Below are 23,687 nucleotides of genomic sequence, written 5' to 3' on the forward strand. Positions count from 1 at the left end.
GGCGTCGTTGGACAGGGTCAGGATGGCCTGCGCGCCCAGCCTGGCGCCATTGATCGCCAGGTCGGCGTCCAAGGCGTCCAGGCAGATCAGCGGCAGCACCGGCACTTCGCGGCCATCGGCCAGCAGCAGGGGAATCAGCCCCAGAATAGCCACAGAGGCGGTCATCAGAACCGGCCGCAAACGGCGTTGAGCACCCAACTTGACTGCTTCAATGACTTCGTAGCCTTCGTCCCGCAACTGATTAATGTAGCTCACCATCACCACACCGTTCAGTACGGCTACGCCAAACACCGCAATGAATCCCACGGCAGCCGGCACCGAGAGGTAAAGCCCCGTAACAAATAGCGCGACAATGCCACCGGTAATCGCAAAGGGCACGTTCATAAAGATCAGCGCCGCGTAGCGCAGACTGCTGAATGCAGAGAACAGAAGCAGGAAAATAAGCGCCAGGGTAATTGGCACAACGATCGCGAGCCGGGCCATGGCCCTTTCCTGATTCTCGAACTGACCGCCGAACTCCACGAAATACCCCGGCGGCATATCCACTTGCTCCTCGATCCGCTTGCGCAAATCCTGAACAACACCGCCCATATCGCGACCACGTACGTTCATCTGCACATACTGGCGGCGACTGGCATTGGACCGTGAAATTTTCTTCGGGCCGGCGTACATTTCAACATCAGCCACCCGTGAAAGCGGAATAAGCTCGCCACTGTTGCCCCTGAGGGGAAGCTTTCTGATTTCATCAATGGACCCACGGTAGGACTCTTGCAGTCGGGTGAAAATCTCAAATCGCCGGACACCGTCAAAGACCAGCCCGGCCCCTTTACCGCCAATTCCGGTTTCGACCGTACTCATCAGGTTATCAATGCTGATGCCGAACTGCGCCAGCACTTCACGGTCGGGGCGAATAACAATTTGCTTCTTGCCCGCACTCTGCTGGGCGCGGACGTCCGTTGCACCAGGCACCTCTCTGGCCAGGGCAGCGACTTCCCTGCCGATCCGACCCAGTTCATCCAGGTCGTCACCGAAAATGCTGGCGACCAATTGCGCCTGAACGCCCGACAGAAGTTCGTCGGTACGGAGTTGAATCGGCTGGGACAGATTGTTGGCAAGCCCTGGGACTCGTTCATTCAACGCTTCTGCGATCTCGCTCTGAAGATCCTCATAGCGCACATCCTCTCTCCACTGATCCAAAGGCTTGAGGTTAACAAGCGTCGCCACTACGTTTACCGGCTCAGGGTCGCCTCCCACCTCGGCTCGACCGATCCGTGCGTAGGTGCCTGTTACCTCGGGAAATTCTTCCACAACGGACTGGACTCGTTTGCCATATTTAATCGCGGACTCCAGGCTGGCTCCCGGCGGCAGTGTTGAGCGGATCTGGAAAGTGCCCTCCCTCAGGGTGGGGACGAATTCGCTCCCAAGATAGGGAAACAGCAGGAGGCTTCCGACAAAGGCCAGCACTGCAACGCCCATCACCACCTTTGGCGCCTTGACGACCACATTGACCACCGGTTTGTAAAGCCGGTTAAGGAATAGAACCAGCTTCGGCTCCTTATGGTGCCCACCCATCCTGAATGAGAGCGAGGCCAGAACCGGCACCAACGTCAACGCGAGCAGCAATGCGCCGATCAGAGCGAAACTGATGGTGTAAGCCATGGGCGAAAACAGCTTGCCCTCGACGCCCTGCAGCGTAAATAGCGGCAGAAAGACAATAATAATGATGCCGATGGCAAAGACGATCGGACGAGCCACTTCCCGTGCGGATTCACCAACAAGCCTGAGCACGCTGATTTTCTCGTCCGATCGCTCTTCAATATGTCGGAAGATGTTCTCTATCATCACCACAGCGCCGTCCACCATCATGCCGATGCCGATAGCCAGCCCGCCCAGACTCATCAGGTTGGCCGACAGGCCCGACATGCGCATAGCAATGAACGCAAAGAGTACAGACAACGGCAACGTCGCCACCACGATCAGTGTGGAACGAATGTTTCCCAGGAACAGATAAAGGAACACCAGCACCAGAACCGAGCCCTCAAGCAACGCTTTCTCGACAGTGCCTATAGCCTTGCCCACCAACTCCGCCTGGGAGTAATACGCTTCGATCTTCAGACCCTCCGGAAGTGACTTGTTCAGGTCGTCGATTTTTGCATTGACGTCCTCAAGCACCTGGCTGGTGTTGGTCCCGATCAACTTCATCACGTAACCGCCAACGGACTCCTCACCCGAGGACACCTCTGCACCACGGCGAATTGCCGGTCCAAGACCAACCTCCGCAACATCCTTGACGTAAATTGGGGACTCCCCCTCACTCTTGGACACAATGATGTTCTGGATGTCTTTGATGCCTTCGGAACCAGAGTTGACCCAGCCGTAACCGCGAACAATGTATTCTTCACCTCCTCTGGTAATGAAAGAGGCGCCGACATTGCGATTGTTCTGGGTAAGGGCACCGCGAACATCCGAGACCGTCAGGCTCCTTGCCTGAAGCTTGTGCGCGTCGATATTGACCTGGTATTGCTTAACCTCGCCTCCGATGGACAGCACACCGGTTACCCCGGGTACGGTTCTGAGCTGCGGCTTAACAATCCAGTCCTGGATCGTGCGAATTTCCTGCAAGCTGTACTGGCTCTCGTCCTCAGCTTTCAGGGAATACATCAGGATACGTCCCAAGCCCGTGGTGATGGGTCCTAGTTCGGGTTCCCCCATGCCCTCCGGGATCTGGCGCTTGGCTTCTGAAAGCCGTTCGTTTACCAGCCGCCTGGCGAAGTATATATCGGTGCCATCTTCGAAATAGATGGTCACCCGGGAAAGCCCGAAAATCGACGTGCTCTGAACCTTCTGCAACTTGGGGATGCCGTACATGCTGATTTCAATGGGATAGGAAATCAGCGTTTCAATATCCACCGGCGACAGACCAGGACTGGCAGTAAAAACCTGAACCATGGTAGGCGTCGCGTCGGGAAATGCGTCCACCGGCAGTTTTTGAAATGAAAATACCCCGGCAACGATCACGGCGATAGCAAAAACAATCGTCATCAGACGGTTGTTCAGCGCATAATTCACAATTGCGTTAACCATGTTCCCCCCGGGTTTTAGTGTCCGTGAGCGGCGCTACGGCCACTGGCGGTAATGGCCGACATCAGATCAAAAGCGCCTACTGAAACCACTTCCGTGCCCGCGCTGATCCCGGACTTGATCTCAATCAAGCCGTTTGCTTCCTTGCCAAGCGTGACGGGAACAGCCTTGTAAGCCCCTTTCTCATCGCCCGGAACAAACACAACAGATTCACCGCTAATGGTTTGAACCGCATCATCCGGAACCAGCGGCAGTGATGCCTCCGCTTCCGTCATGATTCTGGCGGTGGTATAGGTATTCGGGCGAAGGTCGCCCCTGGGAGACTTCAGTACAACGCGAACGGGGATGGTGCGGGTCTTTCCATCCAGCATGCTCGACACCCAGGATACCTGCCCACTGTGAAACCGGTCAGAATCTGAATCCCTGGAGGCAATCTGAACCTCGTCTCCCGTTGAAATCTGGTCAATATCGGATTCCGACACCTGAAGAATGGCCCACAAAACCGAGGTGTCTGCCACGATGAAAGGCGTATCCGATGGACTTAACGTCTGACCCAGCCGGACAGGCATCTGTTCGACACGCCCCTCAATGGGTGAGCGAAGCGCGTATTGCGCCAGCCCCCCACTGTCACCCGGCGACTCACTACCGTATACCGCCAGTTGTTCCCGCACGGAATCGTACTCCGCTTTTGTGGCAAGGTAGATCGCCTTGGCATCAAGAAATTCTTCCTCGCTGGAAATACCTTGGTCCTGCAATTGTCTTTCGCGATTGTAGTCTGACTCGGCTGCTTCTTTACGGGCCTCCAGCGAGATCAACCGGGAGCGAATCCGGGCCAACTCCACACTGTTCAAGGTTGCCAATAGCTGCCCTTTCTTGACGTAATCCCCCAGGTCAACCACCAACCCCGTCAACTTTCCTTCCAACAGCGGACCAACCTCGGCCACGCGATCCGGCACATACTGAATCTCGGCAGGTGCCGTAACAATTGCGCCAGCGCGCCCCTTGGCAGCCGTCACCGTCTCAATGGACAATAACTCTGTCTGCTCCGGCGTCAGATGGATCTGGCGGGACTGGTTCTCCTCTCCGGCATGCTCGACGCTTTCATCACCGTGTTGGTCACCTCCAGCTTCTCCGGCAGCGTATGCTTGCTGCAGGCTCAGAATGCTGGCAACTATTAAAAATATCTTCAGATTGCGAATCATTCATTCACCCTCGCTATTTAAAGAACGGTCAGTTTTGAATTTCGTACCCTCAGGAACCGGCTGACATCGACAGAGCACCTCCTGTGCTTATCTCCAGCGCCCGGACGGCATCGATATAATCATTCTGCGCCTGAACGTATTCCTGCCTTACCGACAGGAGATTGTCCTGTGCTGCCAGAACATCCGAGGCACCGACCTTGCCCGCCCGAAATGCTTTCTGCATCAGTTGTAATGTTTCCTCTGAACGCTCCAGGATCGACTCGTTCATCTGGCGCAGCCGAACGGCGGTGGATTTATACCGGGCCACAGCCGACACAACCTGACGCTCTGTAGCCAGGCGCAAGGCCTCTGCCTCAAGCTCGGAGGTTTTCAGCCGCGCAGCAGCTTGTCTCTGCTCACCGGAATAATCATGGAAAACGGTCAAAGGCATCGACACCCCTGCACCGAAAAGGTTGGAGCCTTCCTCACGATCATAAAATCCGAAGACTTTCAGATTTGGAATCGTCAGGCTTTTCGCAACTTCAAGGCCAGATTCATCCGCTGCAATTCTGGCGGCCGCCGCTTTCAGGTCCGCTCTCTGACTCTGTGCCATCTCGACAAGCTGGCTGGTCGGAGGCAGGTCTTCGAGCGTCACATCAAGCTCGCCGGTCACCCCAACGGCATCGGAGGGGGACACCCCGAGCACTTCGGTAAGGTCAATTTTTGATTGCTCGAGCTTTTGTTCCGCCGAGGCTTTTTGATTCCGGGCCCTGGCAAGCCCAATGACTGCGGTATTGAGATCAATCCGGGTTTGTTTACCCTGTTTTACGGACATTTCAACCAGGTCTTTGGTGCGTTGCATAAGTTCAACGGCACGGGTTGCGGTTTCCAACTCTTTCTGAGCCAGCAGTATCCGGAAATAGGCGGCCCGCACCCGCGCCTTGGTGGCTACCTTCAGGTATTCAAGCTCCTGTTGCCGGGACGTGAGATTACTCCGGGCACGCGACTGGCCAAGGTCGCCGCGATTACCCATCCAGATCTCCTGAGTAACCCTCACCCCATATTCCAGGGACTCGTCGGCCTGATCCGGGGCCTGACGGGCCCCCAACTCAAACTCTGGATTGCTCGGCGCCCAGCGGCTGGCATGATCAAGCTGTCCCTGCTGTATCGAGACCGCGGCCCGCCTCAAAGCCAATACCGGGCTATTCTCGAAAGCCATCACCATGGCCTGGTTCAGGGAAACAGCCTGGCTGGCTTTGGCTCGCTGGAATTCCTTTAGTGAAACGCTCTCCCCGGCCGTGACAGCCGCAGAAGGCATGACGGTCAAGACTCCAGGTACTATCAGCACCCAAAACAACAGTCGTTTGTTCATACAGTGTCACCCCGGCAATATCACTGAAGTAAATGAATCAGAGTTATCGTTTTAACCCGGGGAAAACCCTACAGACAGAGCTTTAAATCAGCTTGAATTTTACTGAAATAATCATGGGTTCAATATGATTCGAGAAGCATCAGGAGTCCTTTTGCCCCAGCCCGAGCCTGTTCAGACTCGGAACATCACTGGTTTGCTTCGGTCGCAATGCTTGATATCGAGCGCTGGCACTGAACAGGTCTCGAATAACAGCCTCACGCGTGAGTTTTACGCCGGTGAGCTGTCTTGCGCTGTCAATTGCGTCTTCCAACCTGCCGGTACCACTGGCCAGTTCGTTCAGAGTTGCCTCCCAATGGGCGCGCTGGTTGGGAAGGTGTCGCTCATCCAGAATTTCAAGACGCCCGTAGCCTGCCTGAATCGCCGCCTTCACGTCGCTGATTGAAGCCAGTAAATCCCGATGGGCCTGAGTGGTTTGCCACTGTCGCCGGGACACCTCGGCTGCCGCTTTGCGAACGGCACTGTTCTGTCGCTGTCCGCTCAGCGGAATCTGGACCCCCACCCCGACCATCCAACGTTTGCGTTCGTCAGCCCAGAGACTGTTGTAGCCGGCATTGGCCGTAAAAACAGGTCTGCGGCCAACTTCTGCCGCCTCCAGACGGGCTCGAGCTTCTGCGGTTCGTGCCTTCGCAGCCTGAATCATTGGATGATCGGTTCCGTTCAGGATGTCCGTCATTGGCATTCGATGAGGCACCGGCAACACCAGTTCGGAAGGGTTCGGGCGACGCCCGAGTAGAGGAATCAGGCTGGCAGAGAGCTGTTCCTGATTCGCCTGCAGCTCTACCAGCTTCGCATCCAGCGTATCCAGCTCTGTCTCTATCCTCAGCAATTCACTTTGGGTGCTCTCGCCATACTCCAGTCTTTTCCGGGTTATGTCGGCTAACTGCTCCACCAGAGCTCGAGTCTCATGATGCATGATCTATCGCCCTCCCGGAATACCACAAGCGGGCATAGGCTTCCTTGACGGACGCAATGAGCTTTCGTGTGTGCCACTGCGTATCCTCTCTGGCTGCAAGTACACCCGCTTGAGAGGCCTCGCGGGAGGCCGACAACTGGTCCGGCCAGGGCAGAGCCTGGCTGACCTCGAAGCGATGCCCAACGGTGTTGGGCCCCTCCAGCGTTTCGGGCGCGATTCCGTACTTGAATACAGGGTCGGCCCAGGCATCGGAGGCCTCCTCTTCCGCCTGCGCCGCTTCGATAGTGGAATACTGGGCGCTCAGAGAAGCGTTGTTGGCGAGCGCCTCATCTACCCATTGATCCACAGTTTCACGCTCTGCCGCCATTGATTGAAGAGAGAGTGTAATCAAAACCGCCAGAGCGGCCAAAATGCGGACTTGTCTGTTCATCGAGTCGCTCCTTTTCGCGCAATTCTTTTCAGCCGGGCTCGCTGCCAGAGGTAAAAAATCACTGGTATCAGCAGCAGTGTCAGCGCCAACGTGGTCACCATGCCGCCAATCATCGGGCCGGCGATCCGTTGCATCACTTCCGAGCCGGTGCCACTGCCGATCATGATCGGCACAAGGCCCGCCACGATGGCGGCGAAGGTCATCATGATCGGGCGCACCCGCTGTGACGCACCCTCGCTGATTGACTGGCGCAGGAGGTCCGCCGATAACCTGTGTGGCTGGTGGTCCACAGTTTCCAAGGCCTGCCTCAGAGACTGATTCAGGTACACCAGCATCAGAACACCAATCTCCACCGCCACTCCGGCCAGGGCAATAAAGCCCACGGCAACAGCGACAGACAGGTTGTAACCCAGCAGGTACATCAGCCAGATGCCGCCGATCATACCGAACGGCAGGGTGCCCATGATGATGACCACCTCGGTCAGGTTGCGGAAGTTGAGGTACAGCAGGATCACTATGATGGCCAGAGTCAGCGGCACCACCAGTGTCAGGCGCTCCTTGGCCCGCTGCATATACTCATACTGACCAGACCAGGTCAGGGAATACCCGGCCGGCAGGTTCACCTTCTTCTTCACAACGGATTGTGCTTCGCTGACCCAACTGCCCAGGTCTCGGCCTTCGATGTCCACCAGGGTCCAGCCGTTGATACGGGCGTTTTCCGATTTGATCATGGGTGGTCCCTGATCGATCCCGATATCCGCCACGTCTGCCAACGCAATACGCTGGCCATTTGGCGTTACCAGCGGAAGCAGGCGCATCTGTTCCACCGAATCCCGGTAGCCCTGCGGATAACGCAGGTTAATGGGGTAGCGCTCCAGGCCCTCGACAGTACTGGCCACATTCATGCCGCCAATGGCGGTGCGCACCACCGACTGGATGTCCGAGATATTCAGGCCGAAACGGGCGGCAGCCTCGCGCTGAACATCCACCTTGATGTAGCGTCCACCAGCCACCCGCTCAGAGAACGCGGAGGCAGTACCAGGCACACCAGCCAGCACACGCTCCAGCTCTTCCCCGATGCCCTGGATCACGCTCAGGTCAGGCCCGGCCACCTTGATGCCCACCGGGGTCTTGATGCCGGTGGAGAGCATGTCGATTCGGGTTTTGATTGGCATGACCCAGGCATTGGTGAGGCCGGGAAGCCGAACCGTTGCGTCCAGTTCCCGGCGCAGGGATTCCGGTGTCACACCAGGGCGCCACTGGTCCCGGGGCTTGAACTGGATAAACGTCTCCACCATGGTCAGTGGAGCCGGATCCGTGGCGGTGTCGGCGCGGCCAATCTTGCCAAACACCGTTTTCACTTCAGGGATGCTGGCAATCAGCTTGTCCGTTTGCTGAAGAATTTGCCGGGCCTTGCCGATGGATATGCCGGGATAAGTCGTCGGCATGTACATCAGATCGCCTTCGTCCAGGGGCGGCATGAATTCACTGCCCAGCTTGTTGGCCGGCCAGAACCCGATCACCAAAATGACCAGACCACCTGCGAGCATCAACATCGGACGCCGCAACGCCCAGCCGATCACCGGTTTGTAGAAGGAAATCAATAGTCGGTTAATAGGGTTGCGGTGCTCTGGCAACACCTTGCCACGGATGAAATAACCCATCAGCACAGGAACAAGGGTGATGGCCAGGCCGGCTGCCGCAGCCATGGCGTAGGTTTTGGTAAAGGCCAGCGGCGCGAAGAGTTTGCCTTCCTGAGCCTCCAGGGTGAAGACCGGCAGAAAGCTCACGGTAATGATCATCAATGAGAAAAACAGTGCCGGCCCCACTTCACCGGCAGCCCGCGACATCACGGCCCATCGGTTGTCCGGTGTCAGCGGCGTTCGCTCCATGTGTTTATGGACGTTCTCCACCATCACAATGGCACCATCCACCATGGCACCGATCGCAATCGCGATACCGCCAAGCGACATGATGTTGGCATTGATGCCTTGCGCATGCATGATCACGAAGGCGGCCAAAATGCCTACCGGTAAGCTGACGATGACCACCAGGGAGGAACGAAGGTGAAACAGGAACACCGCGCAGATCAACACCACCACCAGGAACTCTTTCAGCAGCTTGCCATAGAGATTGTCGACGGCGTTATTGATGAGCGTTGAACGGTCGTAGGTAGTAACCACTTCGACGCCTTCCGGCAGGCTCGACCGAATTTCATCCAGACGCTGCTTGACCCCATCAATGGTTGCAAGGGCGTTTTCGCCAAAGCGCATCACCACGATGCCACCGGCGACCTCCCCTTCCCCGTTCAGTTCAGCGATGCCGCGACGCATCTGGGGGCCAAGCTGCACCTCAGCGACGTCTCTCAGCAGTAGCGGTTTGCCATTGCTGTTGACGCCCAGGGGAACCTTCCGAAGATCCTCTTCGTTCTTCAGATAACCGGTAACCCGCACCATATACTCCGCTTCCGCCATCTCAACGACCGAAGCGCCGGTTTCCTGGTTGGCGCTGTTGATAGCCGCATGAATACGTTGCAGCGTGATGTCGTAGGCACGCAGGCGGTCCGGGTCCACCACGACCTGGTACTGTTTCACCATGCCACCGACGCTGGCCACTTCCGAAACGCCCGGCACGGTCTGGAGTTCAAACTTCAGGAACCAGTCCTGAATGGCTCGCAGTTCAGACAGATCGTGCTGACCCGTCCGGTCCACCAGCGCGTAGGAATACACCCAGCCAACACCGGTCGCATCCGGCCCCAACTCAGGCTTGGCAGCATCCGGTAATTGCCCGGCCACCTGGCTCAGGTATTCCAGCACCCGCGAGCGGGCCCAGTACAGATCGGTGTCGTCATCGAAAATCACGTAGACGAAGGAATCGCCAAAGAAGGAATAACCGCGAACCGTTTTGGCCCCCGGCACCGACAACATGGCGGTGGTGAGCGGGTAAGTCACCTGGTCTTCCACCACCTGGGGCGCCTGGCCCGGATAGGGGGTTTTAACAATTACCTGCACGTCCGACAGGTCCGGTATGGCGTCGATGGGCGTTTCTTTAACGGAGTAGAGCCCACCCCGTCAGGATGAAAGTAGCAAGCAGTACAAAAAATCGATTATGAAGCGACCACTGGATAATGGCGTTTATCATGAGCTGAACCCGGTCTGAGACGGCCCCGGGGCCAACAGCCCCGGGGCCGTGTGTTACTGTTTTCTGATGCCCGTCACTTGCTGGCCACTGCCAGACGGGGTCAGGGTAAAGATCACGGTGTCACCTTTGCTGACACCCTCCAGATTCACCTCCGGCGCCACGGGAAAGCCCATGGTCATGCTTGGCCAGTTCAGCTCCGGAATGGGTTCATGCTTCAGCGTTATCTTGCGCTTGTCGGTATCCATCGCCGTGATCACGCCTTGACTCTGAATCGGGGCCGTGGACTCTTTAGCATCCATGCCCGTCATTGAGCCCATGTTGCTTTCGGCCGCGGCCAGGCCAGCTCCAAGGGACAAGCCAAACACAACCGTCATCATCAGGTTTTTCAGTTTCATGGTTTTCTCCAGTGGTTATTGCGCGTCTTGCGCGGGTTCCATACGTTCTATTTGGTAGCCATCGGGTGTCTGCCGGAAACGAAACCGGACGACCTGATTAGGCGCCAGCACAGTGGAGTCCACGGACTCGGCGAGACCAAACGCCATCGTCATCGCAGGCCAGCTCAGCTCTGGAATTGGATCATGACTCAGAGTGACGGAAGCGCTTTCGCTATCCAGCTCTGTGATCCGGCCAATGCCCGTGATTAACTCGGGCGAAGCGCCATCGGACGCAGCGCTACCGTCTTTTTTATCCTCGGCTTCAAGCCGAAGCATGGCTGCCTCAAGGCTGGTCTCGGAATCGATCAGGAACTGAGCCGACACCACCACCTCTTGCCCTTCACTCAACCCCTCTCGAATGACCACTCGGTCTCCAGCTTCCCGGCCAGTCCGGACCGGGACAGGGCGAAAATAGCCGTCATCTTCCGCCAGCAGCACGTGCTGACTGTCATTTCTTTGGATCAGCGCCGGGCGCGGAATGGTAAGCAAGTCCTCGCCGATGGGCGCTTCCATGGTGAGATTGACAAACATATTGGGGCGCAGACGGCCATCGGGATTAGGCACGCGAACCCTGGCCCTCAGGGTCCGGGTCTTCGCATCCAGCTCTGGATAGACGTAGTCAATGGTGCTTGTCCATTGAGCACCCGGCATCGCCGGCGTGGTGAATTCAACCGCCTGACCAACCGAAACCAGGCCGGCCTGTCGCTCAAAGAACTCGGCAATCACCCAAACCGAATCGCGGTTGCCTATGGCCATGATTTCCGTATCCGGGCGCACGTACATGCCGGCGCGAACAGGCAGAGCCGCCACGTAGCCGGAACCCGGGGAAAATACCGTGATGCGCTCACGCACTTTGCCCGTTTTTTTCAGGTCTGCAATCTGGCGGTCCGTCATGCCCAGCGCCCGCAGCTTTCCGCCGGTTGCCGACGCCTCAGAACTCCGTCTGAGGCGTTCAGACATCAGGAATTCCTGCTGGGCATTCACCAGCTCCGGGGAGTAGATTTCATAAAGCGGTTCACCACGGCTAACCGTTTCTCCGATTGAGCGTACGTGCAGGACCTCAACCCACCCGGCGATACGGCTGTGTACATGGATCAGTTGATCTTCGTCGTCGGTGACATAGCCCACGGTTCGGACCGGAACAGAAACGGCACCCCTGGAGACTGCCTGGGTTTTAACGCCCAGATTTGCTCGGACAGCAGCGTCTATCTGCACCCCGCCGTCGTCTCGCCCGGAATTGTCCTCCTCGTATACCGGTATCAGATCCATTCCCATCGGGGACTTGCCGGGCTTATCGCGGCGGTAGTTGGGGTCCATGGGGGCCACCCAGTACAGAGGCTTGTGTTCGGTGGATTCTGTAGTGAGGTTTTCGATGCCAACCTTCTCAGACATCAAGCTTGTTGTTTGACGGGCCAGCCAGCCCAGACCAAAGGCGATGGTGGTGGCCATCGCCAAAAAGGCAATACGCATGAATGATTCCTCGTTTAAAGCTTATGAGTGCTCGTTCAAAGTCGCGCGACCGAATGACCGCGCAACCTTAAAAACCAGATTAAGCTTCTGAGGAGTTGGGGGGAGGCGTGAGGGTCTCCAGGACTACGCTGACGTATTTCCCCTGGAGGGTTGCATGGTAAGACTCTTCATGTAGCCGAAGGCGCACAACTGTTCCATCAGAGGCAATTGCCGACACAAGATTGCCGCAAATACCTTGATTCGCCGCAATGACACAGTCCACGGTCTTCATATTAACGCACAAGCCATAGGTCTCGGTCTCGCCTGACGCTACCGATGAACCAGCTCTCGAACAGTCCGGCGCGGACATATCCGTCACCGCATTTGGTGACCATTCCATCTCGGTAGCACCAAACTGTCCGGTTGCCAAAAAGGGATGAAACGCGGAAATCAGCAGAAGCATACTGACAATGATCCTGTAACCCATTGATTTCCGCAATTCAGGCCGCTCCGTCTGAGCACACAAATTTCACTAATACGCTAAACACACTCGCCACCGGCGCCAAGGTCCGTTGGCGAGGTAGGGCCATCCGTGGCGCAACCGACTTCGCTATTGTCCAAACATCCATTCTCCTAGAAACAGCTGCTTAAGCAGGGTTCACCTTTCCCGGCTCTTTACTAAAGTAAAAGGGTACGGATATCACCGAGCAGTTGGCTAAGCAGCGCCGTAAAGCGTGCCGCGTCCGCCCCGTTCACTGCCCGGTGATCGTAAGACAGCGACAGCGGCAACATCAGCCGAGGCTGAAACACCTTGCCATCCCACACCGGCTTCATGGCCGCCTTGGACACCCCGAGAATCGCCACCTCCGGCGTGTTCACGATCGGCGTAAACGCCGTACCGCCAATGCCGCCGAGGCTGGTGATGGTAAAGCAGGCGCCCTGCATCTCCGCAGGCTTGAGCTGCTTGTCCCGGGCCTTCTGGGCCAGCTCGGCGCTTTCTGCCGCCAGCTCCCACAGACCTTTCTTGTCCACATTGCGGATCACCGGCACCATCAGCCCGTGGGGCGTATCCACCGCGATACCGATGTGAATGTACTTCTTGCGGACCACCTCCTTGCGCTCCATGTCCAGGGACACATTGAACTGGGGCAGTTCCGCCAGCGCCGTGGCACAGGCCTTCAGGAGGAACGGCAGCGGCGTCATCTTCACGCCCTTCTTCTCGCCAGCGGCCTTCTGGGCTTTGCGGAAGTCCTCCATATCGGTGATGTCGGCATCGTCAAACTGGGTCACGTGGGGCACGTTCAGCCAGCTACGCTGCATGTTGGTGGCCGTGGCCGCCATCATGCGCGACATGGACTCCCGCTCAACATCGCCAAACTGGCTGAAGTCCGGCAGCTTGACCCCCGGGATACCGGAGCCGGTACCAACGCTGCCACCCTGCTGGGCCTGCTGCAGTTGGCTCTTCACATAGGCCTGGACATCGTCTTTGACAATCCGGTTCTTGGGTCCAGAGCCCTTGATGCGTGTCAGGTCCGCACCCAGTTCCCGGGCCAGCTTGCGCACGGCCGGGCCAGCGTGCACCTTGCCACCCGGCGAGGGCGGTTCATAGGTGGAACCCTGGGGCTGAGGCGCAGACTCCTGTGCCTTGGGCTTTTCTTCGGGCTCAGCCTTGGCTTCCGAAGCCGATTCCGCCTTGCCGGAAGACTCCTCCGCCGGATCTTCCTCTCCCTCACCGCCTTCTTCAACGGTCATTTCCAGCAGATCGTCGCCCTCGGAGAGCTTGTCACCCTCCTTGACCAGGATCTTGCCGACCTTGCCAGAGTAGGGAGAAGGGATCTCCATGGTGGCCTTGTCGGATTCCACGGTAACCAGCGGGTCGTCCTCGGAAATGGAATCGCCTTCGGACACGTTGATCTCAATGACCGGAACGTTCTCGAAGCCGTCCAGGGCAGGCACTTTCACCGTTTCCTTGCGAGAGCCACCAGACGACTTCTTCGGCGCCGGCTTGCTCTTCTCGGCGCTGTCTGCGGATGTTTCCTTCGGCTTTTCCTCGGTCTTCTCCTCGGCTTTTGCCTCGGATTCCGACTCTGCCTCATCGCTTCCGGAATCGCCCGAGCCTCCTTCGGAGGGCTCCATCATGCCGACGACATCGCCTTCCTTGACCTTGTCACCCACTTTCACAGTGATCTTGGTGATCTTGCCGGCGCCCGGAGCGGGCAGTTCCACGGAGGCCTTGTCGGACTCCACCGTCAGAATCGGATCCTCTTCCTCGACCGTGTCACCAGCGCTGACGCTGATCTCGATAATCTCGACCTCGTCCGCACCGCCGAGATCCGGAACCTTGATTTCCTGTTCACTCATGGCGGTCTCCTTAGCTCAGCACCGGGTTCGTTTTGTTGCGATCGATTCCGTACTTGCGCATGGCTTCGAGAACCACCTCCTTCTTCACTTCACCATCCTGGGCCAGGGCTGAAAGCGCCGTCACCGTTACATAGTAGCGGTCCACCTCGAAGAAGCTGCGCAGCTTCTCGCGGGTGTCACTGCGGCCGAAGCCGTCGGTGCCCAGGGTGAGATAGGTCTTGGGAATGAACGCCCGCAGCTGCTCGGAGTGCAGCTTGATGTAGTCGGTGGACGACACCACCGGACCGGACTGCTTCTCCAGGCACTGGGTGACGTAAGCCTTCTTGGGCTTGTCATCCGGGTGCAGGCGGTTCCAGCGGTCGATGTGCTGGCCTTCGCGGGCCAGTTCATTGAAGCTGGTGACACTCCATACATCTGAGGCTACGTCCCAGTCGTCCTTCAGCATCTGGGCGGCGGCACGCACTTCGTTGAGGATGGCGCCGGCACCGAGCAGCTGGACCCGAGGCGTTTTCTTGCGGCCCTTGGTTTCCACCGACTCGAACAGGTACATACCCTTGATGATGCCGTCTTCGCAGCCCTTGGGCATGGCCGGCTGTTCGTAGTTCTCGTTCTCGATGGTCAGATAATAGAAAACGTTCTGGTTGTCCTCGAACATTTCCTTCATGCCCTGGCGCAGAACCACCGCCATCTCGTAGCCGTAGGCCGGGTCGTAGGCCTTACAGTTGGGAATGGTGTTCGCCAGGATGTGGCTGTGGCCGTCCTGGTGCTGCAAGCCCTCACCGTTGAGGGTGGTGCGGCCCGCAGTACCACCAATCAGGAACCCGCGGGCCTGGATGTCACCGGAGGCCCAGGCCAGGTCACCCACACGCTGGAAACCGAACATGGAATAGAAGATGTAGAACGGAATCAGCGGGAAGTTGTTGGTGCTATAGGAGGTCGCTGCCGCCATCCAGGCCGCCATCGAGCCATCCTCGTTGATGCCTTCCTCGAGAATCTGACCCTTCTTGTCCTCCCGGTAGTACATGATCTGGTCGCGGTCTTCGGGCACGTACTTCTGGCCTTCCGCCGTGTAGATACCCAGCTGACGGAACATGCCTTCCATACCGAAGGTCCGGGCCTCGTCCGGCACAATCGGCACCACACGCTTGCCGATGCGCTTGTCCTTGGTCAGTGCCGTGAGAATCCGCACGAACGCCATGGTGGTGGAGATTTTCCGGTCACCCGAGCCATCCAGCACTGCCTTGAAGATATCCAGTTCCGGAATCTGCAACGGCTGGCAGTCCTTGCGGCGCTTCGGATAGAAGCCGCCCAGCTCCTGCCGGCGCTTCTTCATATAGACGATTTCCGGGCTGTCCGGGGCCGGCCGGTAATACGGCACGTCCTTCAGCTCGTCGTCCTTCAGCGGCACGGCAAAACGGTCGCGGAACGACTTCAGCTGTTCAATGTCCAGTTTCTTCAGGGAGTGCGCGGTGTTCTGCGCCTCGCCGGCCTCGCCGAAACCGTAGCCCTTGATGGTATGGGCCAGGATCACTGTCGGGCGTCCGCCGTTGTTGTGCACGGCGTGGTGGTAGGCCGCGTAGATCTTGTAGGGATCGTGGCCGCCACGGTTAAGCTTGTTGATCTCCTCATCAGAGAGACTTTCAACCAGCTTGGCCAGCTCCGGATTGCGGCCGAAGAAATGCTTCCGGGTGTAGGCGGGCCCGTTACTCTTGAAGTTCTGGAGCTCGCCGTCGCAGACCTCGTCCATGGCCCGCTGCATCACGCCTTCCTTGTCCTTTTCGAACAGCGGGTCCCAATGACGACCCCAAACGACTTTCAGCACGTTCCAGCCAGCGCCACGGAACACGCCTTCCAGCTCCTGCATGATCTTGCCGTTGCCGCGAACCGGGCCATCCAGCCGCTGCAGGTTGCAGTTGACCACAAAGATGAGGTTGCTGAGGTTTTCACGGCCGGCCATGGAGATGGAGCCCAGGGTTTCCGGCTCGTCACATTCACCGTCGCCCACAAAGCACCATACCTTGCGGTCGCCCATATCGATGAGCTCACGGTTGTGCAGGTACTTCATCACATGGGCCTGATAGATGGCCTGAATCGGCCCCAGACCCATGGACACTGTCGGGAACTGCCAGTAGTCCGGCATCAGCCAGGGGTGCGGGTAGGAAGACAGGCCTGTGCCATCGACTTCCTCGCGGTACTTGTCCAGGTCCTTTTCATCGAACCGTCCCTCAAGGAAGGAACGGGCATAGATACCCGGGGAGGAGTGCCCCTGGAAATACACCAGATCGGATTCGCGCTCGTTGTCGCCACCGTGGAAGAAATAGTTGAAACCAACGTCGTAGAGGGTTGCTGCCGAGGAGAAGGAGGATACATGGCCGCCCAGGTCGCCCGGACGCTGGTTGGCGCGCATGACCATGGCCATCGCATTCCAGCGGATCAGTGAGCGGATCCGCCGCTCCATGAACAGGTCGCCAGGCATGGGCGCCTGCTGGGATACGGGAATGCTGTTCCGGAATGGCGTGGTAATGGAATAAGGTAGCTCGGTACCGTCACGGCTGGCCCGCTCGGAAAGCCTCTCGAGAATGTATTTGGCCCGGTCTACGCCTTCGTTCTCGATCAGAGATTCCAGCGCGTCCAGCCATTCACCGGTTTCAATGGGATCATCGTCCTGGTACATCAAACCCTCCCCTTGGCATCAAAAGGTGCAGCGCGGCCACGATCAGCAGCCGGCGCGATGCGGTGTCAATGAGCTGCGATTACATGCAGTGTGTTGTTATGGGTATATCCGCCTGACAGGTGTACCGGTGCTCAGTACACAGAACCTGTAGTAAGCATAGAACAGCTTTCACACTTTTCATGCCGGATCGCCCCGGTTTTCAGGCTTTTGACCCTGGTCGACCAGCATCGAGACAGACGTGAACAGATCTGTTATCCCAATCCGTAGTATTTTTACTACATTTCGCCTATCAAATTCAATTGAAGCCCGCCCGTGAGTCCATTTAGGGGCCGCTTCTTGCGGTTAGTTACGGAAGAATGACCGTTTTTGGACCACTAAACAACCAGAATGCGACCAATGTCGTAGCATTCCTATCACAGAGAATTTTGTTACCGTGCTAAACGATCTCATTCGCTACAATTAGCGTAATTTCGAGATATTTACCCGTTTTTTCAGAGATTTAATGGCAGCATCCGGCCGCAGTCCTGCGGTTTTCCTCCGACGATTAATTAGACCTGAAAATAAATTTCTATTTATGTATACTTGCCTGCCTGATTTTTAACCACCAAAAAGTGGTCGGACCACTTTTTGCCTCAGTCAACCAACAGAGGGCGATCTATGAACTCCATCGTCACCTTTCCGAACCGGATTCCCACCACGGAGTTCGAGGAACGGCGCTTCAAGGTCTACACAGACCGCCAGCTCGACAAGATCGAGATCATTCAGAACCTCCCTGAAGAGACCCTGTTTGAGATGAAGGTGGTGGCCAGCGTGCTGCCTTTCCGGGTCAACGAATACGTGATCAATGAACTGATCAACTGGGACAAGGTGCCCAACGATCCGATCTACCAGCTTGTCTTCCCGCAGAAAGGCATGCTCAAGGAGGAACATTTCGAGCGTATGGCAGCGCTGCACCGGGAAGGTGCCGACAAGAAGGAAATCCAGGCAGTCGCCAAGGAGATCCGGGACGAGCTGAACCCGCATCCGGCCGGACAGATGGAAATGAACATGCCCGAACTGGACGGCGAGGTGCTCGACGGCGTTCAGCACAAATACCGGGAGACTGTGCTGTTCTTCCCGGCCCAGGGGCAGACCTGCCACTCCTATTGCACCTTCTGTTTCCGCTGGGCGCAGTTCGTGGGCGACAAAGACCTGAAGATGGCCAGCACTGAAGCCGAAAAGCTTCATGGTTATCTGAAGGAGCACACCGAAGTTAGCGACCTGCTGGTCACCGGTGGCGACCCCATGGTGATGAAAACCAAGAACCTGGTGCAGTACCTGGAACCGCTGCTGGAGCCGGAGTTTGACCACATCCAGACCATCCGGATCGGCACCAAGGCGCTGACCTTCTGGCCGTACCGCTTCGTGACCGACAAGGACGCCGACGAGCTGATTGACCTGTTCGCGCGCCTCGTGGACGCTGGCAAGCACGTGGCCATCATGGCCCACTACAACCACTGGCAGGAGATCACCACCGAGATCGCCGAGGAAGCGATTCGTCGCATCCGGGCAACCGGTGCCGAAATCCGCGCCCAGGGGCCGCTGATCAAACACGTGAACGACGACGCCGACGCCTGGGCGAAGCTGTGGAAGAAAGAAGTGAAGCTGGGCATCATCCCCTACTACATGTTCGTAGAGCGGGACACCGGGGCCAAGAACTACTTCGAGGTGCCCCTGGCGGAGGCCTACCACATCTATCGGGAAGCCATGAAACAGGTTTCCGGCCTGGCGCGCACCGCGCGCGGCCCGTCCATGAGTGCCGGCCCGGGCAAGGTGGAGATCCAGGGCATCACGGAAATCAAGGGCGAAAAGGTCTTTGTGCTGCGCTTCCTGCAGGGCCGTAACCCGGACTGGGTACAACGCCCCTTCTTTGCCAAGTACAGCGACACCGCCACCTGGCTGCATGAACTGGAGCCAGCATTTGGCGAGGAGAAGTTTTTCTTCGAAGATGAGTACGAGCAGATGAAGAAAGGGAACGGCTGAGACCCACTCTCCTCCAGCCTTCCGTCTGAAGGGCAGGTGAGCCGTATCACCTGCCCTTTTTTATCCCCGCCGAAACTTCGGCACAAAACCCTCCGGCTTGTCTTTTAGCCACTCAACAAACGTCCGCAGCTCCTCCAGCTCCAGCAGTTTCTCTCGGGTGTTGAAGTACAGCCCCAGCTCTTGCTCAGAGCGAGCCTTGTGAATGGCGTTGTGGCAGGGCCGGCACACCCACAGGGTTCGGGTAATCAGGTCGTCTTTGCTGAACAGCTTCTGGAAGCGCTTCTTGCGATGCAGGTGCTTGGGGATCAGATGGTGCCGGGTGAGCTTGGCCACCCGGCGCTCGCAGAGTTCACAGTTGTCAGGCTGGGGCGGGAGTTTGAGCATTCCACCTCAATGCATCAGGGTATACAGTTTCCGCCGATAGGTCCGTACGTCCGGGTTGTTGTTGCCAAGCTTGTCGAACAGCTCGATCAGGGTGGTCTTGGCCACTTCGTCCTTGTACTTGCTGTCCACCTGCATCAGGCGGATCAGCAGATCCATGGCCTCGGCGTTGTTCTCCCTTAATACGTGATGAAGCGCCAACAGGTGCAACGCGTTCGGATCTTTCGGGTCCTGCTCCAGGGCCATCTCCAGATCCTTGATCGGAGGCAGCTCGGCAGACTGCTTGAGGAACTTCACCCGCGCCGCCAGTTGCTTGGCCTGGTGCTGCAGTTTCTCCTCCGGCGGCAGGCTCTCGAGCACTTGTTCCGCGGTTTCCAGGTCCCCGGTCTCGGCTTTCAGCTGGGCCAGGTCGATCAACACCTGGAGGTTCTCAGGATCCTTACGGTTAAGATCGGACAGAATGGCAAGCGCTCCGTCCACGTCGCCTTCTTCCAAGATGCGGCGGGCCTTGTCGTGCGGATCCTCCTGCGGGGCCTGCACATGTTTGTCCAGCACTTTGCGGATCTCGTTCTCCGGCAGTGCGCCGTTGAAACCGTCCACCGCCTGGCCGTCTTTCACCAGGATCACTGTCGGCAGGCTGCGCACGCCGAGGCTGGCGGTCAGCTGTTCCTGCTCATCGGCGTTCACCTTCGCCAGCATGAACCCGCCCTGATATTCGTTGGCGAGTTTTTCCAGCAATGGCATCAACTGTTTGCAGGGGGCACACCACTCGGCCCAGACATCCACCAGGATGGGCGTGCTGGCAGAGGCTTCCATGACCTTCTGCTGGAAGTTTTCCATGGTCGCTTCAAAGATGTAGGGGGAGTTGCTCATGCCTGGCACCTGAAATTGTCGAAAGTTGTCTAGATATCTGGAGATCAACAGGGCACCGCGCCTGAGTCTCTGCGAATTGTCTGAGGACATGGGGCCGGCCAGGCGGAAATCAAGGCTGCAGAGACAAAAGCCAACTCCTTGAAATTACCGTATCTGGCGTTACATAGGCTACATAGACAGCCAACCCACAACCTTTCCGGATGGACAGTTCACGGCATGAATGACGACACCCGCAACGATTCGTTTGAAGAGTTCGAAGAGGATGTGACCGAATACATTGGCAAAGACGAGCACAGCAAGGGCCTGGCACTGCCCCAGCAATTGATGCCCAGGCGCATGTACGTGCTGCCGGTGTCCAACCGCCCCTTCTTCCCGGCCCAGGTCCAGCCGGTGATGGTGAACCAGAACCCCTGGCACGAGACCCTGAAGCGGGTCGGCGAAACCGATCACAAGGTGCTGGGCATCTGCTTTGTGGAAGAGCCGGAAGCCGAGGAAGGGGTGCCCGCCAGCGACCAGCTGGAAACCATGGGCTGTGCCGTGCGGGTGCATCACGCTCAGAGCCAGGACGGCAAGGTTCAGTTCATTGCCCAGGGTCTGCAGCGCTTCCGGATTACCCAGTGGCTCCGTCGCAAGCCCCCCTACCTGGTTGAGGTGGAGTACCCGACCGAGCCCGAAGAAGAAGCCGACGAGCTGAAGGCCTACACCCTGGCCATCATCAGCGCCATCAAGGAGCTGCTGCGATCCAATCCCCTGTATGGCGAGGAAGTGAAGCAATACCTGTCCCGGTTCGGGCCGGACGACAGTTCGCCCCTGGCCGATTTTGGCGCCTCCATGACCAGCGCCCCGGGTCACGAACTTCAGGACGTGCTCGACACCGTTCCGTTGCTGCGCCGCATGGAAAAAGTGTTGCTGCTGATGCGCAAGGAGCAGGAAGTTGCCCGCCTGCAGTCGGAAATCAGCGAAGAGGTCAACGCCAAGGTACAGAAGCACCAGCGTGAGTTTTTCCTCAAGGAACAGCTCAAGGTAATCCAGCGCGAGCTGGGCATGGCCAAGGACGATAAGACCGCCGACGTGGAGCGCTTCGAGCAGCGCATGGCAGAACGCCATCCGCCGGAGGCGGTGCAGGAACGCTTCAGGGACGAGCTTGAGAAACTTCAGGTTCTGGAGCAGGGCTCGCCCGAATACGGTGTTACCCGCAACTACCTGGACTGGCTTACCCAGGTGCCCTGGGGCCTTCACTCCGAGGACCACTTCGACCTCGCCGAAGCGCGCCGGATTCTCGACCGCGACCACGACGGCCTGGACGACGTGAAAAACCGCATCGTGGAGTTCCTGGCCGAGGGCACCTTCAAGAAAGAGGTGAGCGGCTCCATCCTGTTGCTGGTGGGCCCGCCGGGCGTGGGCAAAACGTCCATTGGCCATTCCGTGGCAGACGCCCTCGGGCGGGAGTTTTACCGCTTCAGCGTCGGCGGCATGCGCGACGAGGCCGAGATCAAGGGCCATCGCCGCACCTACATCGGTGCCATGCCGGGCAAGTTTGTGCAGGCACTGAAGGATTCCAAGGTAGCAAACCCGGTGATCATGCTCGATGAAATCGACAAGATCGGCGCGTCCTTCCAGGGCGATCCGGCCTCAGCCCTGCTGGAAACCCTGGACCCGGAGCAGAACCGGGATTTCCTCGACCACTATCTGGACGTTCGCATGGACCTGTCCAAGGTGCTGTTCATCTGCACCGCGAACCAGCTCGATACCATTCCCCGGCCGCTGCTGGATCGAATGGATGTTATCCGCCTGTCCGGCTACATTTCCGAGGAAAAGCTGGCCATTGCCAAGCACCACCTGCTGCCCCGGCTATTGAAACGGGCTGGGCTGCTCAAAAAGCAGTTCAACATCACCGATGCCGCCATCCGGCAAGTGATCGAGGGGTATGCCCGCGAGGCTGGTGTGCGCAATCTGGAAAAGTTGCTGCACAAGATCATGCGCAAAGGCATCGTCAAGCTTCTGGAGCATCCCGACCAGCCGGTGAAAGTGGGCGTCAACGATCTGCCCGAATACCTCGGGCAGCCGGCGTTCCGGAAAGAGAAGTCGTTGAAAGGCGTTGGCGTGGTTACCGGCCTGGCCTGGACCGCCATGGGCGGGGCCACCCTGAGCATCGAAGCGTCCCGGATACACAGCAGCCAGCGCGGCTTCAAGCTCACCGGCCAGCTCGGCGACGTGATGAAGGAATCCGCGGAGATTGCCTACAGCTTCGTGTCCTCAAACCTGAAACGCTTCAAGGGTGACCCCACGTTCTTCGACAAGTCCTTCGTGCACCTGCACGTTCCCGAGGGAGCGACCCCCAAGGACGGCCCCAGCGCCGGCGTGACCATGGCCACCGCGCTCTTGTCCATTGCCCGCCGGGAAGCCCCACAGCAGAACATTGCCATGACCGGCGAGCTGACCCTCACCGGTCAGGTGCTGCCGGTGGGCGGGATTCGTGAGAAAGTGATTGCCGCACGGCGGCAGAAAATCAGCAATCTGATCCTGCCAGAGGCCAATCGGGGCGATTACGAGGAGCTGCCGGACTATCTGAAGGAAGGACTGATCGTGAACTTTGCGAAGCACTACAGCGATGTCTTCCAGGTGTGCTTCGGCAACAAGCCGAGAAAGGGGTCTTCGGTGCATTAACCGTGGGAGCGGGGTGTCGGATTACGCTTCGCTGATCCGACACCCCTGCTCAGCCCTTTTCCTTCCAGCCGTCATCGTTCAACACCGACCCTACCGTCAGCACCGGCGAGGCATCGATGTCATCGGCGTCCATCATGTTCGCCACCCGCTGCAGCGAGGCCAGGATCATGGTCTGCTCCCACTCCGCCAGGCTCTGGAATTTCTGGATGAAATCTTCCTGTAACGGGTTCGGGGCCCGGGCCAGGAGTTCGGCGCCCTCAACAGTCAGGTGCGCGTGCACCTTGCGCTTGTCCCGGGTACTGCGCACCCGGTACACCAGTTTGCGATGTTCCAGGCGATCGAGAATCGTGGTAACCGTCGCCTGACTCAGACTGACTTTTTCAGCAATCGTGCCGATCGTAACCTCGCCCAGATCCCGGATGGTTCGCATGATCAGCAGCTGCGGTCCGGTCAGACCGGCGTATTTGCTCAGCCGCTTGGAATGCAGGTCCGTGGCCCGGATCACGCGCCGCAGCGCCACCAGCACATCTTCGTAACTGTTCAAGGCATTACTCCGAGTCGGTTTTCGCCAATTCTTTATACCCCTAACTATTAGAGGTCTTTGCACCCTGAAAAGCAAGTCGGGGACTGTGCCTGCATTTTTTCCAT

At 58.0% G+C, this 23,687-nt stretch carries 15 protein-coding genes and 1 pseudogene; 2 read left to right on the plus strand and 14 right to left on the minus strand.

Annotated features, from left to right (window positions below):
• The 11 genes and pseudogenes from ACFC20_RS08450 to aceE all read right to left on the minus strand — a co-directional run.
• Window positions 1-3,084 (minus strand): CusA/CzcA family heavy metal efflux RND transporter (locus tag ACFC20_RS08450; RefSeq protein WP_375192620.1); only part of this gene is annotated, 3,084 nt, incomplete at its 3' end.
• Window positions 3,085-3,098: 14 nt separating this feature from the next.
• Window positions 3,099-4,283, minus strand: coding sequence for an efflux RND transporter periplasmic adaptor subunit (locus ACFC20_RS08455; RefSeq protein WP_375183230.1), 1,185 nt, complete (start codon window positions 4,281-4,283; stop codon window positions 3,099-3,101).
• A 49-nt stretch (window positions 4,284-4,332) separates the two neighbouring features.
• A complete protein-coding gene (locus ACFC20_RS08460; protein WP_375183229.1) occupies window positions 4,333-5,634 on the minus strand; it encodes a TolC family protein in 1,302 nt (433 codons plus the stop codon).
• A gap of 139 nt (window positions 5,635-5,773) precedes the next feature.
• On the minus strand, window positions 5,774-6,607 hold the full coding sequence (locus tag ACFC20_RS08465) for a TolC family protein (RefSeq protein WP_375192621.1): 834 nt from the start codon (window positions 6,605-6,607) through the stop codon (window positions 5,774-5,776).
• Window positions 6,597-7,037, minus strand: a complete 441-nt coding sequence (locus tag ACFC20_RS08470) for a TolC family protein (protein ID WP_375192622.1) — start codon at window positions 7,035-7,037, stop codon at window positions 6,597-6,599. Before ACFC20_RS08470 ends, ACFC20_RS08465 begins: the two co-directional genes overlap by 11 nt.
• Window positions 7,034-10,178, minus strand: a pseudogene (locus tag ACFC20_RS08475) (efflux RND transporter permease subunit). Before ACFC20_RS08475 ends, ACFC20_RS08470 begins: the two are co-directional and overlap by 4 nt.
• A gap of 53 nt (window positions 10,179-10,231) precedes the next feature.
• Window positions 10,232-10,573: a copper-binding protein gene (locus ACFC20_RS08480; protein WP_375192623.1), complete on the minus strand. Its 342-nt coding sequence runs from the start codon at window positions 10,571-10,573 to the stop codon at window positions 10,232-10,234.
• Between the two features lie 15 nt (window positions 10,574-10,588).
• Window positions 10,589-12,082, minus strand: coding sequence for an efflux RND transporter periplasmic adaptor subunit (locus ACFC20_RS08485; RefSeq protein ID WP_375192624.1), 1,494 nt, complete (start codon window positions 12,080-12,082; stop codon window positions 10,589-10,591).
• A gap of 79 nt (window positions 12,083-12,161) precedes the next feature.
• Window positions 12,162-12,524, minus strand: a complete 363-nt coding sequence (locus ACFC20_RS08490; RefSeq protein WP_375192625.1) for a hypothetical protein — start codon at window positions 12,522-12,524, stop codon at window positions 12,162-12,164.
• Window positions 12,525-12,739: 215 nt separating this feature from the next.
• The gene (gene aceF, locus ACFC20_RS08495) at window positions 12,740-14,422 is read right to left on the minus strand and encodes a dihydrolipoyllysine-residue acetyltransferase (protein ID WP_375192626.1); all 1,683 of its coding nucleotides are present in this window, start codon (window positions 14,420-14,422) and stop codon (window positions 12,740-12,742) included.
• 10 nt (window positions 14,423-14,432) lie between these two features.
• Complete coding sequence (aceE, locus tag ACFC20_RS08500; RefSeq protein WP_375192627.1) at window positions 14,433-17,096, minus strand: pyruvate dehydrogenase (acetyl-transferring), homodimeric type; 2,664 nt, start codon at window positions 17,094-17,096, stop codon at window positions 14,433-14,435.
• 657 nt (window positions 17,097-17,753) lie between these two features.
• On the opposite strand from aceE, the gene ACFC20_RS08505 reads away from it, so the two are divergent.
• Window positions 17,754-19,118, plus strand: a complete 1,365-nt coding sequence (locus tag ACFC20_RS08505; protein ID WP_375192628.1) for a KamA family radical SAM protein — start codon at window positions 17,754-17,756, stop codon at window positions 19,116-19,118.
• 60 nt (window positions 19,119-19,178) lie between these two features.
• Here ACFC20_RS08505 and ACFC20_RS08510 read toward each other — a convergent pair whose 3' ends face one another.
• A complete protein-coding gene (locus tag ACFC20_RS08510) occupies window positions 19,179-19,502 on the minus strand; it encodes a hypothetical protein (RefSeq protein ID WP_375192629.1) in 324 nt (107 codons plus the stop codon).
• A 6-nt stretch (window positions 19,503-19,508) separates the two neighbouring features.
• A complete protein-coding gene (gene trxA, locus ACFC20_RS08515) occupies window positions 19,509-20,372 on the minus strand; it encodes a thioredoxin (protein ID WP_375192630.1) in 864 nt (287 codons plus the stop codon).
• A gap of 216 nt (window positions 20,373-20,588) precedes the next feature.
• Between trxA and lon the strand changes: the two genes are divergently transcribed.
• Window positions 20,589-23,039: an endopeptidase La gene (gene lon / locus ACFC20_RS08520; protein ID WP_375192631.1), complete on the plus strand. Its 2,451-nt coding sequence runs from the start codon at window positions 20,589-20,591 to the stop codon at window positions 23,037-23,039.
• A gap of 49 nt (window positions 23,040-23,088) precedes the next feature.
• Here lon and ACFC20_RS08525 read toward each other — a convergent pair whose 3' ends face one another.
• Window positions 23,089-23,583 (minus strand): MarR family winged helix-turn-helix transcriptional regulator, encoded by a 495-nt coding sequence (locus ACFC20_RS08525; RefSeq protein ID WP_375183217.1) that lies wholly within the window; start codon window positions 23,581-23,583, stop codon window positions 23,089-23,091.
• Between the last annotated feature and the right edge of the window lie 104 nt (window positions 23,584-23,687).

It is taken from the genome of Marinobacter sp., from assembly GCF_041984545.1.
Lineage (GTDB): Bacteria > Pseudomonadota > Gammaproteobacteria > Pseudomonadales > Oleiphilaceae > Marinobacter.

What these genes read in the sequence shown, in the direction of transcription:
- ACFC20_RS08470 (WP_375192622.1), bottom strand. Translation starts at nt 7,037, where the DNA reads ATGAACAGACAAGTCCGCATTTTGGCCGCTCTGGCGGTTTTGATTACA.
- trxA (WP_375192630.1), bottom strand. Translation starts at nt 20,372, where the DNA reads ATGAGCAACTCCCCCTACATCTTTGAAGCGACCATGGAAAACTTCCAG.
- ACFC20_RS08510 (WP_375192629.1), bottom strand. Translation starts at nt 19,502, where the DNA reads ATGCTCAAACTCCCGCCCCAGCCTGACAACTGTGAACTCTGCGAGCGC.
- aceF (WP_375192626.1), bottom strand. Translation starts at nt 14,422, where the DNA reads ATGAGTGAACAGGAAATCAAGGTTCCGGATCTCGGCGGTGCGGACGAG.
- aceE (WP_375192627.1), bottom strand. Translation starts at nt 17,096, where the DNA reads ATGTACCAGGACGATGATCCCATTGAAACCGGTGAATGGCTGGACGCG.
- ACFC20_RS08465 (WP_375192621.1), bottom strand. Translation starts at nt 6,607, where the DNA reads ATGCATCATGAGACTCGAGCTCTGGTGGAGCAGTTAGCCGACATAACC.
- ACFC20_RS08485 (WP_375192624.1), bottom strand. Translation starts at nt 12,082, where the DNA reads ATGCGTATTGCCTTTTTGGCGATGGCCACCACCATCGCCTTTGGTCTG.
- ACFC20_RS08490 (WP_375192625.1), bottom strand. Translation starts at nt 12,524, where the DNA reads ATGCTTCTGCTGATTTCCGCGTTTCATCCCTTTTTGGCAACCGGACAG.
- ACFC20_RS08455 (WP_375183230.1), bottom strand. Translation starts at nt 4,283, where the DNA reads ATGATTCGCAATCTGAAGATATTTTTAATAGTTGCCAGCATTCTGAGC.
- ACFC20_RS08460 (WP_375183229.1), bottom strand. Translation starts at nt 5,634, where the DNA reads ATGAACAAACGACTGTTGTTTTGGGTGCTGATAGTACCTGGAGTCTTG.
- lon (WP_375192631.1), top strand. Translation starts at nt 20,589, where the DNA reads ATGAATGACGACACCCGCAACGATTCGTTTGAAGAGTTCGAAGAGGAT.
- ACFC20_RS08505 (WP_375192628.1), top strand. Translation starts at nt 17,754, where the DNA reads ATGAACTCCATCGTCACCTTTCCGAACCGGATTCCCACCACGGAGTTC.
- ACFC20_RS08480 (WP_375192623.1), bottom strand. Translation starts at nt 10,573, where the DNA reads ATGAAACTGAAAAACCTGATGATGACGGTTGTGTTTGGCTTGTCCCTT.